This is a genomic window from Nocardiopsis sp. NPDC058789, from assembly GCF_042745575.1.
In the GTDB taxonomy this organism is placed as follows: Bacteria; Actinomycetota; Actinomycetes; order Streptosporangiales; family Streptosporangiaceae; genus Nocardiopsis; species Nocardiopsis eucommiae.
Genome location: NZ_JBHYOW010000026.1, coordinates 15240 through 27473, shown reverse-complemented (window position 1 = coordinate 27473; position 12234 = coordinate 15240). Strand labels below are relative to the sequence as shown.

Sequence of the window (12234 nt, the reverse complement as noted above, 5' to 3'; positions counted from 1 at the left end):
GGGCGCAGTCGTTGAATGGGTGAAGTCGCAGTGGACAAGAGGCGTGTGTCGTTCGCGTTGTACCGGGTGCTCGCGTACATCACGGGAGTCTTCCTGTTGGGTCTGACCTTCCTGGCCATGCCCGCGAAGTACCTGGTGGGCGAGGACTCGATGTTCCACCTGGTCGGCGCCCCCGAGGGGTGGGAGCACTGGTTCGGCCCCGAGTCGCCGCTGATGCTCTACGTCGTCATGCCGCACGGCTACATCTACATGGCCTACGTGCTGGTCGTCCTGTGGGTGTCCCTGGACCGCCGCTGGGGGGCGGGCCGCACCCTGGGCGTCGTGCTCGCGGGCACCGTCCCGGTCCTGGGCTTCGTGGTCGAGCACCGCGTGGTCCGGTCCGAGCAGGCGAAGGAGATCGCCGCCGACCAGCCTCAGGAACCCGCCGCCACGGGCTGATGCTCCCGGGATCCCTCCGCCAGTTCACGGCGCACGAGGATGATCCAGAAGATCACGGCGGAGACCCCGAACATGGCCCACTGCACGGCGTAGCTGAGGCTGCGCCAGTTGACCGTGAACTCCGTGGGCGGCTCGGGCGGAGGCACCGGTGTGAGCCCGTCGACGGCGGGCTCACTCTCGGGCAGGGTGACGTAGGCCGCGTAGAGGCGGTGGTCCCACTCACCGACCAGCACGGACGGGGCGATCCGCTCGACCGTTCCGACCTCGGGGGAGCCCATCGGGACGAACCCCTCCGCGGCGTCCTGGGGCGGCTGGAGCCACCCGGTGACGGTGACGTCCCCCTCGGGGACGGCCGGGAGCCCGGTGCCGTCCTCCGTCCAGCCGCGGCTCACGGTCATGGCCGCCCCGTCCTCGGTGACGAGGGGGAGGACCAGCACGTACCCGTCGACCCCGTCCAGGCGTCGGGGCACGAGGAGCTGCGCCTCGGCGTCGTAGCGCCCGGACACCTCGACCGCCGTGTTGGTCGTGAGGTTGGGGTGCAGGAACTCGCCGGGTTCACCGAGATCGGAGACGGGGATGGCGTCGGCCAGGTCCTCGACCGGGTTGGTGATGACGTCGCGGTCGGGCTCGAAGGCACTGGTGCCCTGCCAGTAGGTGCCCGCGACGCACACGGCGACCACCAGGACGGCCAGCAGGTGCAGACCGAGCCAGCGTGGGCTGAAGAGCGGAGATCTCACCCGACCAGGCTATGTCCGCCCTCGGAGCGCCCACTCATGACCCCGTGTTGACGATGCCCACACCCCGCTTGGCCGGGCCACGGCCCAGGAATGACGATCACTTTAAGTAGTTTCTCGTGACACAGGGTTGTTATTCGTGGGTGTGGTGGGTAGTGTCTCTACCAACGCGGAACGACAAGATCGCTTCCACGTGGCAGACCTTCAGGCCGCGACTCCAGGGGGGAGGAGTCGCAGGCCGCTTCCCAGAGCGAGGGTTGCCTCCGTACTTTGAGGGGGGATGCGGAGGCGACCCTCGCCACCTCGTAGACGGGGACGTTTCCACTGTTCAGTGGAAACGTCCCCGTCGTCGTTTCACGACCGCTGGCTCCGGGGGTTCCCCGGCTCGGTCCGGCGGCGCTCCCCCGAGGCCTCCGTGCGGCTCCGGTGGCGCGCCGCGTACACGCGCAGTGCCAGGTTGACCGCGTCGTCCCTGGTGCGCGCGCCCGAGAAACGCATGGCCTCCCGCAGGGCCTCGTCGTCGATGTCGATCCAGGTCGGGCTCACTCCGCGCTCCTCGCCGCTCGGGATGGGGTCGGGGCCCATCGTCCCGCATGCGGAGGGTGGCGCGCGCACTACCGAGGGTGGTGTCGGTCAGCCCATCGTCTTCTGGCCGTCGAGGGACTCCCGGATGATGTCGGCGTGCCCGCAGTGCTGCGCGGTCTCGCGGATCAGGTGGATGACCACGTCACGGGCGGTCCAGGACGTGTCCTCCGGGAACCACGGCGCGGCCGGGAGCTTCTGGCTGACCTCCAGGTCCGGCAGGCCGCGGACGTACGCGTCGGTCGCCTCGGCCTGCCGCTCGTAGGCGGCGAGCGTCCCCTCCAGGGTCTCCTCACCGATCAGCCGGAAGCTGTTCTCGTGATGGTCCAGGGTCTCCTGGGACTCGTAGTCGACCTCCTGCGGGCCCTCCTCGATGAACCTGACCCACCCCTCCTCCATCTGGGTCACGTGCTTGACGATCCCGGCCAGACACAGCTCGCTCCTGGTGGTGCGCCGGGTGGCCTCCTCCTGGTCCAACCCCCGGAGGGTGGTGAGCAGGAACGCGCGCTGCTGGGCCAGGAAGGTCAGCAGCGACTCACGCTCGGCGTTGACCTGGTTGTTCGTCGCGCCCATGGAAACTCCTACGTCGGTCCGTTCGGATGTCTCGACCCTAGGGAGCGAGGCGGTCATCCACTGTCCTCCATGTACCGGGCATGACCGGGTTTTCTGGCTTCCTTGAAAGCTCTGCGGATAGCCTGGCGGTCTGGCGACCCGGAGGTTCCATGGCCCTGATTCCGCTCCAGTACCGGCTCGACGGCCCCAGGCACGCGCCCGTCGTGCTCCTCGTTCCGCCGTTCGGTACGAAGATGTCGGTCTGGGAACCCCAGATGCCCGAGCTCACCCGGAACCGCCAGGTGCTGCGGATCAACCACCGGGGCCACGGCTTCTCACCGGCGCCCGAGGGCCCCTACACGGTCGAGGACCTGGCGCTGGACGTCCTCGGACTCCTGGAGGACCGGGGGTTCACGCGGGTCTCGGCGGTCGGCGGCGGCCTCGGCGGCGCCCTCCTGCTGTGGATCGCCGCCAACTCACCGCGCACGCTGGAGCGGCTGGTGCTCCTGGCCGGAACGTCCCGGACCCCGCCCACGCACCGCTGGGACCGGATCGCCTCCGAGGTCCGCGAGGGCGGCATGGACGCGGTGACCGCCGAGGTGGTCCTGCCCTGGTTCACCCCCGACCTGACCGACGACCGCCCGGAGGTGGCGGCCCGGTTCACGGAGGACTTCGGCTCCGTCGACCCGCACGCCTACGCCTCGATCTGCGACGCCCTGGCCGCCATGGACCAGCGCAACCTGGTCTCCGGCGTGCGTGTGCCGACCCTGGTCGCCTCCGCCGCGCACGATCCCCTGCTGCCCCCGGGGCACGGGCGGCGCCTGGCCGACGGGATCTCCCAGGCGCGGTTCGAGGTGGTCCCCGGCGCCGCGCACCTGCTCGGTGTGGAACGCGCCGACCGGGTCAACCGACTGCTCGCGGAGCACGTCGCGGCCTGAGTCAGACCAGCGGGACCAGGGGGCTGTTGACCTCCAGCAGGTAGCCGTCCGGGTCGCGGAAGTGCGCGGCGCGGATGCCCCACGCCGTCCAGTCGCGGGGCTCCATCACGAGGCGGGCGCCGCTCGCCACCAGTCCGGCGGCCGTCTCGTCCACGTCGTCCACCTCGAAGATCACCGCGAGCCGGTCCTGGTGGGGGAGGGCGGGATCGGCGGTGTCCGTCTCCAGGGCCTCGGCCATCACCTCGCGCTGGTTGAGGGCCAGTCGCGTCCCGGAGCGCACGTCGAACTCGGCGTAGCGGCTCACCTCGTCGCCCCACAGGACGGGGAGCTTGAGGACGTCGGCGTAGAAACGGAAGCAGGCCTCGTAGTCGTTCACGAGGAGCCGGATGTAGCTACAGCGCATGGGGGCCTCCTGCCGTGCGGGCTGGGTGGTCGGCACCATTCTCGGGTCCGAGCATGCCGTACACCTGAGTATCCGTACCCGGATGACGCATGGCCGGATCCGGCCACCCGTGTCGCCCCTCCCCAGCCCGACGAGCAGCTCGACGACGCCCGGTGGCCTACAGGAAGGGGTCGGGGCCCGCCCAGCCGTGGGTGTCGCGCTGGCGGGCCTCGGCGAGCTCGTCCTCGCTCAGGACGCGGGGCTCTCCGACCTGGCGGGCGCGCAGGTAGGCGGCACAGAGCCAGTCGAGCAGCCGGAAGTTCGCCAGGGCCTGCTCCAGGCCGCGCCCGAGGGCCAGTCCGCCGTGGTTGGCGAGCAGGGCGGCGTCGCGGCCCTTGAGGGCCTTGACCGCCTGGTCGGCGATGTCGCCGGTGCCGTAGGGCATGTACGGGGTCACGCTGACGGCGCCGCCCAGACCGGCGGCGCGGTGGTGGATCGGGGGAAGCTCGGGGAACACCGAGGAGACCGCGACGGTGTCCGCGGTGAACGCGTTGACCACGGCGAGGGCCTCCCGGCCCTGTTCGGCGGCGTGGCGGTGCACCGCCATGTGGAGCGTGGTCTCGGCGGCGGGGTCGCGCCGACCCTCCAGCATCCGGTCGTCCAGCGACATCACCGGGCAGTCGATCGGCTGGATCTGGTCCAGGGGCACCCCGTGCGGGGTGACGACCACCAGGTCGCCGCTGCGGACACTGACGGTCCCGGCCTCGCCGGGCGCCGTCCCGGGGTGCTGGGCGATGGCGCGGGCGGTCAGGCAGACGTCGCGACGTTCCTGTTCCAGCTGCATACGATCCTCGGTGGGGTGTGCGGTCAGCGGTCCCCGGGGGGACTCGGACCAACCGACTTAGGTACACCTAATGTACGTGATGGCGTCCGATATGTCTTCCCCGCCTACGCCACCAGGCCGTGCCGGTAGGCGTACACCACCGCCTGGACGCGGTCGCGCAGGTCGAGCTTGGTCAGGATGCGCGAGACGAACGTCTTCACGGTCTCCTGGCTGATGAACAGGCTCGTGGCGATCTCGCCGTTGGAGAGCCCGTTGGCGATCAGCCCCAGCACCTCCCGTTCGCGGGGGGTGAGGGGGAGGTCCGTCTCGGGGGCGTGGGTGGGCCGGATCCGGGCGGCGAAGCGGCCCACCAGCTGGCGGGTGACCTCGGGGTCCAGCAGCGCGGCGCCGGAGGCCACGGTGCGGATGCCGTGCAGCAGCTGGTCCGGGGGAGCGTCCTTGAGCAGGAACCCGCTCGCGCCCGCGCGCAGCGCCTCGTAGACGTACTCGTCGAGGCTGAAGGTGGTGACCACCAGGACCTTCACCGGGTGCTCCACCTCCGATCCGGCCAGCAGCCGGGTCGCCTCGATCCCGTCGAGCTCGGGCATCCGCACGTCCATCACCACGACGTCCGGCCGCAGGCGCCCCGCGAGCTCCACGGCGGCGCGGCCGTCACCGCACTCACCGACGACCTCCATGTCCGGCTGCACGCCGATGATCGTCACCAGCCCCGTGCGGATCAGCACCTGGTCGTCGCAGACCAGCACCCGGATGCTCATGGCCGCGCGGGGATGCGGGCGTGCACGGTGAACCCCTCACCGCGGGGTCCGGCGGAGAACTCGCCGCCCATGACCTCGACGCGCTCGCGCAGCCCGACCAGGCCCCGTCCGCTGCCGCCGGGGGAGACCCCGGGGGGTCCGGGGCGCTCGGTGTCGACGTTCACTGTGATCTCCTCGGGACGGTGACGCACGCGCACCGTGGTGGGGCTCCCGTGCGCGTACTTGAGGGCGTTGGTCAGCGCCTCGCGCACGACCCGGTGCGCGACGAGTTCGGCGCCGTTCCCGGTCTCGGCCGGGGCGCCCTCCTCGCTGAACACCACGGGCTGCCCGGCCCGGCGGGTCCGTTCCACCACGTCGAGCATCCCTTCGTCGTTGGCGGGCGCGGGGTTGGCGGGGTCGAGCACGTCCAGGAGCTGCCGCAGGTCGGTGATGGCCTGGCGGCCGGTGTCGGTGACCGTGCCCAGGGTCCGGTCGAGGTGTTCGGGCGCGGCGGTCAGGTAGCGCGCGGCCTCGGTCTGCACGACCATCGCGGTGACGTGGTGAGTGACGACGTCGTGGAGTTCCCGCGCGATGCGGGCGCGTTCGGCGGCCAGGGTGTCGGCCGCGAGACGGCGGCGCCGCTCGGCCTCGGCCACCCGGGTCGACCGCACCCACGAGCCGATCCCCCAGGCCAGGCCGTGCGCGAAGTAGAAGATGACCCACTCGGCCGGGGTCTCCCCCTCGCCCAGCCGGGTCAGGGCCAAGGCCAGCGCCACGAACCCCACCGTGCCCGCCAGCAGGGTGGTGCGCCGGTACCGGTCGAGGTGGACGCCCGCGCTCATGAGCGCGATGGGCATCGCGGTCCCGGCGATCAGGTGGTAGCCGCTCAGCTGGTCGAGGGCGAAGCCGACCGCCACCAGAGCCAGGGTCAGCGCGGGCCACCGCCGTCGACCGGCCAGGGGCAGGCACTGGAGGGCGAGCGCGACCACGCCCAGGGCGTCGAGGGGGCGGTCCGGCACACCGCCGACCTGGGTGCCGTATCCGTGCAGGTCGGGGACGCAGGAGACGGACAGGAGGAGGAGTGCCAGGGGCAGGTCTCGAACGGTGACGTCGAGCCGCCGCCACAGGAGGGGGAGACGTCGGAACCAGGTCACGGACGCAGTGTAGTCGCGCGGAGCCACGGCGACGCGCCCTTTGTCCCCCATGCGAGCTACGTGCGGGTGTCCACTCAGCGGTGACGACCCGGAGCCCCGGTTTCCGTAGCGTTCTCCTCATACCGACGTCCCCTTCCGGCCGCACCGCGCGGCCGGACCCGCTGCCTGGAGGCACCCCATGTTCCGCTCCTTCCGGACGACCGCCCTGACCGCCCTGTGCTGCGCCGCGGCGGTCCCCGGTCTGGTCGGGTGCGGCGTGCTCTCCGAGGTGGGCACCGAACTGGGGTCGGCCGCCGACGAGGTGCAGTCGGACCTGGAGGACGCCGCCAACGAGGTGCTCACCGAGGGGCAGCTGTTCACCGGGACCAAGACGCTGGACGTCGACGGCGCCTCCGTCCAGGTCTCCTGCTCCGGCACGCCCTCGGACGGCAGGCCGGTCATCGTGCTGATGGCCGGGATGGGTGACGGCCTGGACACCCTGGCCGACGTGCAGGAGACCCTGGCCGAGGACGAGCGGGTCTGCACCTACGACCGGCTCGGCGAGGGGGAGAGCGACCAGCCCGAGGGGCAGCAGAGCATCGACGACGCCGGGGTGACGCTGACCGCCGTCCTGGAGGACGTCGCCGGTGACGGTCCCGTGGTCCTGGCCGGTCACTCACTGGGCGGCCTGATCGCCGGGCGCTACGCCCCCGACCACCAGGACCGCGTCAGCGGGCTGGTGCTGCTGGACGCCACGTCCCCGACGATGATCGACGACATCACCGGCGTGATCCCGGAGTCGGCCACCGGGGAGGGCGCCGAGGTGCGGGCGCAGAACCTGGCCATCTTCCAGGGTGAGAACCCGGAGGGCATCGTGATCGACAGCGACCCGGAGGTCCGCCCGGCCGGTGACATCCCGGTGGAGGTCATCCAGCACGGGGTCCGCTACCTCGGTGAGATCGCGGAGTACGGCGACGACCTGGAGCGGGTGTGGACCGAGGGCCAGGAGCAGTGGCTGGCGCTCTCCGACCGCAGCCGGCTCAGCACCGCCGAGGAGAGCGGGCACTACATCCACGTGGACCAGCCCGACGTCGCGGTCGAGGCCATCCTCCGCGTGACCGACGAGGCCGCCGCCTGAACCCGGCCCCGCGCCGAACGTCCGGAACCATCCGAGTTCCACACAAACGCACGTCAAAGAACTCGTCCCGGTCTTCCCCAGGGTGGTGTGTCCACCCGTCCGAGGGGAGGGCCGGGGCATAGGTCTGTCCAGGTGGGCTGGTGATATGAGCCACGGCCGAGACGTCCCGTGACGCGCTGTCTGCCCTGATCAGTGGGGGTTATGGGAACGTTGTGGCGTATGTGACCTACGAGACGAGGCTGTTTGTGACTAGCGATCCTGGGCAGAGAGGGTCCGTGAACCAGACCCATGTAACCCTGCCGACCGTGCCGTACCTGTCCGAACCCGGAGCGTCCTCCGCCACCAGCCTGTACATCGACGGCGAGTGGAGAGCGGCCCGCAACGGACGCGTCCGGGAGATCCTGGACCCGGCCGACGCCTCCGTGCTGACCATCGTCAGCGAGGGCGGCAGGGACGACACCGAAGCCGCCATCGCCGCCGCGCGACGCGCCTTCGACCACGGCGAGTGGCGCCGCACCTCCGCCGACGAGCGGGGCCGCGTCCTCGAACGGATCGCCGACCTGCTCCAGCGCGACCGCGAGGAGATCGCGGTCATGGAGTCGCTGGACACCGGCAAGACCATCGAGGAGGGCGGGATCGACGTCGACGACGTCACCAACGTCTTCCGCTACTACGCCGGGCTCGCCGACAAGGACGCGGGACGCCTCGTGTCCGCCCCCGAGGGCGTCCACAGCAAGGTCGTGTACGAGCCCGTCGGCGTCTGCGGCATGATCACGCCCTGGAACTACCCGCTGCTCCAGCTCGCCTGGAAGATGGCCCCGGCCATCGCGGCGGGCAACACCATGGTCGTCAAGCCCAGCGAGGTCACCCCGGTGACCACCGCCAAGCTGGTCGAGCTCACCACCGAGGCGGGCGTCCCCGCCGGTGTGGTCAACCTCGTCCTGGGCAGCGGCCCCGACGCCGGAGCCCCCCTCTCCGAACACCCCGACGTCGACCTCGTCTCCTTCACCGGAGGCCTCGTCACCGGGCGCCGGATCATGGCGTCGGCCGCCGAGACGGTCAAGAAGATCGCCCTGGAACTGGGCGGCAAGAACCCCAACATCATCTTCCCCGACGTCGACCTGGACACCGCCGTGGACTACGCGCTCAGCGCCGCGTTCTTCCACTCCGGCCAGGTGTGCTCGGCCGGTGCGCGGCTCATCGTGCACAACGACATCCACGACGCCTTCACCACCGAACTCGCCCGCCGGGCCGAGGCCATCCGCATCGGCCGGGGCCAGAACGAGGGCGTGCGCTGTGGCCCCCTGGTCTCCGCCGAGCACCGCGCGAAGGTCGAGAAGGCCGTGGCGCGCGGCGTCGAGGAGGGCGCCCGGATCATCGCGGGCGGCCGGCGCCCCGAGGACGCCGACCTCCGGGACGGCTACTTCTACCGGCCCACCGTTTTCGTGGACTGCGACCGCTCCATGGACATCGTCCAGACCGAGGTGTTCGGCCCCGTCGTGACCGTCGAGCGGTTCGAGACCGAGGCCCAGGCGATCGAGCTCGGCAACGACACCGACTACGGGCTCTCCGGCGGCGTGTGGACCGACGACACCGCCCGTGGCGAGCGCGTGGCCGCGGCCCTGCGCCACGGCACGGTGTGGATCAACGACTACGGCCCCTACTTCCCCGGCGCCGAGTGGGGCGGCTTCGGCCGCAGCGGCGTCGGCCGCGAGCTCGGCCTGGCCGGACTCGACGAGTACCGCGAGGCCAAGCACGTCTACCGGAACCTGTCGCCCGAGCCCCAGCGCTGGTTCGGCTAGGCGCACCGTTCCCCGGGGTCCGGGCGTCGGGAACGCCCGGACCCGCAGGCCACCCGCCGACGCGGTTCCGTCCTCCGTGTCGGCGGGTGCCCTCCTCACCCAGTGCCGCGAACGCCGTGGCACCGCGAGCACATGCCAGACCGAGTACACACAGGTCGGTTTCCCCCGGCATCCCCCTGAGCCACACGAACGAGAGGATTCGGCCCGTGTCCACGAACGAAACCACCTACGACTACGTCATCGTCGGCGGAGGAACAGCGGGGTCGGTGATCGCCAACCGGCTCACCGAGGACCCCGGCACCACCGTCTGCGTCATCGAGGGCGGGCCGGACGACCGCGACCTGGAGCACGTGCTCCGGCTCCGCGACTGGCTGAGCGTCCTCGACAGTGAACTCGACTACGGGTACACCACCACCGAGCAGCCCCACGGCAACTCGCACATCCTGCACTCGCGCGCCCGGGTGCTGGGCGGCTGCTCCTCGCACAACACGCTCATCAGCTTCCGGCCCTTCGCCCAGGACCTGGACGACTGGGTGGCGGCGGGCGCCGAGGGCTGGGACAACGCCACCGTGCAGTCCTACGCCGACCGCATCAAGTGCAACATCGTCCCCATCGCGGAGAAGGACCGGAACACGATGGTCAAGGACTGGGTGTCCTCGGCCTCCCAGGCGGCGGACGTCCCGGTCGTCGAGGACTTCAACGCCCTGACCTCCCACGGCGGCGGCTTCTCCGACGGCGCCGGGTTCCTGTCCATCGCCTACGACCCCTACACCGGCTACCGTTCCTCGGCCTCGGTGGCCTACCTGCACCCCGTCATGGACGTGCGGGAGAACCTCACCGTGCTCCTGGAGACGTGGGTCGGCAGGGTCCTGTTCGACGGGGACCGCGCCACCGGCGTCAGCGCCACCACGAAGGACGGCGAGCGGATCACCGTCAACGCCCGACAGGAGGTCATCGTCGCGGCGGGCGCCGTGGACAGCCCCCGCCTGCTCATGCTGTCCGGTGTCGGGAACGCCGAGGAACTGGGCGCGCTCGGCATCGAGAGCCGGCACCACCTGCCCGGCGTGGGGGAGAACCTCCAGGACCACCCGGAGTCGATCATCATGTGGGAGACCACGAAGCGGGTCCCCGAGAACACCGTGATGCACTCCGACGCGGCGCTGTTCGTGCGGCGGGGGGACGGCGGCGACGAGGATCCCCGCCCCGACCTGATGTTCCACATCTACCAGATCCCCTTCGACGACAACACGAAGCGGCTGGGCTACGACTCGCCCGAGGACGGCTGGGCGGTCTGCATGACCCCGAACATCCCGCGCTCGCGCTCGCGCGGCAAGCTCTACCTCACCAGCGCCGACCCGGACGCCAAGCCCGCCCTGGACTTCCGGTACTTCACCGACCCCGACGGGTACGACGAGAAGACCATCGTGGACGGGCTGAAGATCGCCCGCGACGTCGCCGCGACCGAGCCGTTCCGCTCCTGGATCAAGCGCGAGGTCGCCCCCGGCCCGCAGGTCCGGACGGACGAGGAGCTGTCCGAGTACGGCCGTCGCGCCGCGCACACCGTGTACCACCCGGCGGGCACGTGCCGGATGGGCGCCGCCGACGACGAGCACGCCGTGGTCGACCCCCGCCTGAGGGTGCGCGGGCTGCGCGGCCTGCGGGTCGCGGACGCTTCGGTGTTCCCGACCCTGCCCACCCCCAACCCTATGGTGATGGTGCTCGCCCTCGGTGAGCGCGCCGCCGACCTCATCCGCGAGGATCGGGCCGCCACCGAGGGGGAGGCCCGATGAGCGCCCCGGCCGCCGAAGCGGCCCCCGCGACCGGCCCCACCGACGTCACCTTCTCCGTCCGCAACCTGTGGAAGATCTTCGGGAAGAACGCCGACGACGTCATCGGCACCGAACTGGAGCGGGCCGACCGCGACCGCATCAAGGAGGAGACCGGCTGCACCGTCGCGGTGCGCGACGTGTCCTTCGACGTGCGCCCCGGCGAGACGTTCGTGGTCATGGGCCTGTCCGGGTCCGGCAAGTCGACGCTCATCCGCTGCCTCACCCGCCTGATCGAGCCCACCTCGGGGTCGGTCCTGCTCGACGGCGAGGACATCGGGGACGCCACCGAACAGCGCCTGCGCGAGCTGCGCCGCCACAAGATGGCGATGGTCTTCCAGCACTTCGGCCTGCTGCCGAACCGCAGGATCATCGACAACGTCGCCTACGGCCTGGAGGTGCGCGGGATGCCGCGCGCCGAACGCTACGAACGGGCCCAGGAGATGATCGAGATGGTGGGGCTGTCCGGGTACGAGAGGTCCCGCCCCGGCGAGCTCTCCGGCGGCATGCAGCAGCGCGTGGGCCTGGCCCGCGCCCTGGCCGTCGACCCGCAGGTGCTGCTGTTCGACGAGCCGTTCAGCGCCCTGGACCCGCTCATCCGCCGCGACATGCAGAACGAGGTCATCCGGCTCCAGCAGGAGCTGAACAAGACCTCGGTCTTCATCACCCACGACCTCCAGGAGGCCCTCAAGCTGGGCGACCGCATCGCGATCATGCGCGACGGCGAGCTCGTCCAGGTGGGCACCCCGGAGGAGGTCGTCGGTCGGCCGGTCAACTCCTACGTCGCGGACTTCACCTCCGACGTCGCCCGCACCACCGTGCTCACCGCCCGGTGGCTGGTCCGCGACGCCTACCCGGACGAGCGCACCGACGGCCCGACCACCGAACCCGGCACCGTCCTCGCGGAGGTCCTGCCGATGCTCGCCGCGAGCACCGCGCCGGTCCGGGTCGTGGAGGGCGACACCCTCCTCGGCTACGTGGGCCGCGACGACGTGCTGCGCGCCATCGCCGAGGACCAGTTGGAGGGCGCCGAACAGGTCGACGCGATGGTCGAGGAGGCGGTGGAGGAGATCTCCGACGACGCCGTCGACCACGGCGGCGCCGACGCGACGGGGAACGGTGGGTGAC

Annotated in this window: 13 protein-coding genes; 6 read left to right on the top strand and 7 right to left on the bottom strand. The window is 71.2% G+C overall.

All coding sequences use genetic code 11. The features are described 5' to 3' along the window. Positions 1-15: 15 nt before the first annotated feature. Positions 16-438: a DUF3817 domain-containing protein gene (locus ACFW3L_RS25230; protein ID WP_378747346.1), complete on the top strand. Its 423-nt coding sequence runs from the start codon at positions 16-18 to the stop codon at positions 436-438. On the opposite strand, the gene ACFW3L_RS25225 is transcribed toward ACFW3L_RS25230, so the two are convergent. The 3 genes from ACFW3L_RS25225 to ACFW3L_RS25215 form a co-directional block, all read right to left on the bottom strand. Next, positions 414-1175 (bottom strand): SURF1 family protein, encoded by a 762-nt coding sequence (locus ACFW3L_RS25225; protein ID WP_378747342.1) that lies wholly within the window; start codon positions 1173-1175, stop codon positions 414-416. The two genes, ACFW3L_RS25230 and ACFW3L_RS25225, sit on opposite strands and share 25 nt — an antisense overlap. A gap of 351 nt (positions 1176-1526) precedes the next feature. Further along, complete coding sequence (locus tag ACFW3L_RS25220; RefSeq protein ID WP_378747339.1) at positions 1527-1718, bottom strand: type II toxin-antitoxin system VapB family antitoxin; 192 nt, start codon at positions 1716-1718, stop codon at positions 1527-1529. 87 nt (positions 1719-1805) lie between these two features. Next, positions 1806-2327 (bottom strand): DinB family protein, encoded by a 522-nt coding sequence (locus ACFW3L_RS25215; protein ID WP_378747335.1) that lies wholly within the window; start codon positions 2325-2327, stop codon positions 1806-1808. A gap of 149 nt (positions 2328-2476) precedes the next feature. On the opposite strand from ACFW3L_RS25215, the gene ACFW3L_RS25210 reads away from it, so the two are divergent. Further along, positions 2477-3244: an alpha/beta fold hydrolase gene (locus ACFW3L_RS25210; RefSeq protein ID WP_378747330.1), complete on the top strand. Its 768-nt coding sequence runs from the start codon at positions 2477-2479 to the stop codon at positions 3242-3244. Between the two features lies 1 nt (position 3245). Here the strand turns inward: ACFW3L_RS25210 and ACFW3L_RS25205 are convergent, their stop codons facing one another. From ACFW3L_RS25205 to ACFW3L_RS25190, 4 genes are all read right to left on the bottom strand, one after another. Beyond that, on the bottom strand, positions 3246-3647 hold the full coding sequence (locus ACFW3L_RS25205) for a VOC family protein (protein WP_378747325.1): 402 nt from the start codon (positions 3645-3647) through the stop codon (positions 3246-3248). 157 nt (positions 3648-3804) lie between these two features. Further along, the gene (locus tag ACFW3L_RS25200; RefSeq protein WP_378747321.1) at positions 3805-4470 is read right to left on the bottom strand and encodes a class II aldolase/adducin family protein; all 666 of its coding nucleotides are present in this window, start codon (positions 4468-4470) and stop codon (positions 3805-3807) included. Positions 4471-4574: 104 nt separating this feature from the next. Continuing rightward, positions 4575-5228 (bottom strand): response regulator, encoded by a 654-nt coding sequence (locus ACFW3L_RS25195; RefSeq protein ID WP_378747317.1) that lies wholly within the window; start codon positions 5226-5228, stop codon positions 4575-4577. Continuing rightward, positions 5225-6361, bottom strand: coding sequence for a sensor histidine kinase (locus tag ACFW3L_RS25190; RefSeq protein WP_378747311.1), 1137 nt, complete (start codon positions 6359-6361; stop codon positions 5225-5227). The genes ACFW3L_RS25195 and ACFW3L_RS25190 overlap by 4 nt, the downstream gene beginning before the upstream one ends. 178 nt (positions 6362-6539) lie before the next feature. Here ACFW3L_RS25190 and ACFW3L_RS25185 point away from each other — a divergent pair, with 178 nt between their 5' ends. The 4 genes from ACFW3L_RS25185 to ACFW3L_RS25170 all read left to right on the top strand — a co-directional run bounded on the left by ACFW3L_RS25185 (position 6540) and on the right by ACFW3L_RS25170 (position 12233). Continuing rightward, a complete protein-coding gene (locus ACFW3L_RS25185; protein ID WP_378747301.1) occupies positions 6540-7478 on the top strand; it encodes an alpha/beta fold hydrolase in 939 nt (312 codons plus the stop codon). 275 nt (positions 7479-7753) lie between these two features. Then, positions 7754-9280 carry an aldehyde dehydrogenase family protein gene (locus ACFW3L_RS25180; RefSeq protein WP_378747293.1) on the top strand — a complete coding sequence of 509 codons (1527 nt, stop codon included), beginning with the start codon at positions 7754-7756 and terminating at the stop codon, positions 9278-9280. Positions 9281-9486: 206 nt separating this feature from the next. Beyond that, on the top strand, positions 9487-11070 hold the full coding sequence (locus ACFW3L_RS25175; RefSeq protein ID WP_378747284.1) for a GMC family oxidoreductase: 1584 nt from the start codon (positions 9487-9489) through the stop codon (positions 11068-11070). Beyond that, entirely contained in the window at positions 11067-12233 is a 1167-nt protein-coding gene (locus ACFW3L_RS25170) for a glycine betaine/L-proline ABC transporter ATP-binding protein (protein ID WP_378747279.1), read from the top strand. The genes ACFW3L_RS25175 and ACFW3L_RS25170 overlap by 4 nt, the downstream gene beginning before the upstream one ends. Position 12234: the final 1 nt, after the last annotated feature.

What these genes read in the sequence shown, in the direction of transcription:
- ACFW3L_RS25185 (WP_378747301.1), top strand. Translation starts at nt 6,540, where the DNA reads ATGTTCCGCTCCTTCCGGACGACCGCCCTGACCGCCCTGTGCTGCGCC.
- ACFW3L_RS25200 (WP_378747321.1), bottom strand. Translation starts at nt 4,470, where the DNA reads ATGCAGCTGGAACAGGAACGTCGCGACGTCTGCCTGACCGCCCGCGCC.
- ACFW3L_RS25215 (WP_378747335.1), bottom strand. Translation starts at nt 2,327, where the DNA reads ATGGGCGCGACGAACAACCAGGTCAACGCCGAGCGTGAGTCGCTGCTG.
- ACFW3L_RS25210 (WP_378747330.1), top strand. Translation starts at nt 2,477, where the DNA reads ATGGCCCTGATTCCGCTCCAGTACCGGCTCGACGGCCCCAGGCACGCG.
- ACFW3L_RS25195 (WP_378747317.1), bottom strand. Translation starts at nt 5,228, where the DNA reads ATGAGCATCCGGGTGCTGGTCTGCGACGACCAGGTGCTGATCCGCACG.
- ACFW3L_RS25205 (WP_378747325.1), bottom strand. Translation starts at nt 3,647, where the DNA reads ATGCGCTGTAGCTACATCCGGCTCCTCGTGAACGACTACGAGGCCTGC.
- ACFW3L_RS25230 (WP_378747346.1), top strand. Translation starts at nt 16, where the DNA reads ATGGGTGAAGTCGCAGTGGACAAGAGGCGTGTGTCGTTCGCGTTGTAC.
- ACFW3L_RS25170 (WP_378747279.1), top strand. Translation starts at nt 11,067, where the DNA reads ATGAGCGCCCCGGCCGCCGAAGCGGCCCCCGCGACCGGCCCCACCGAC.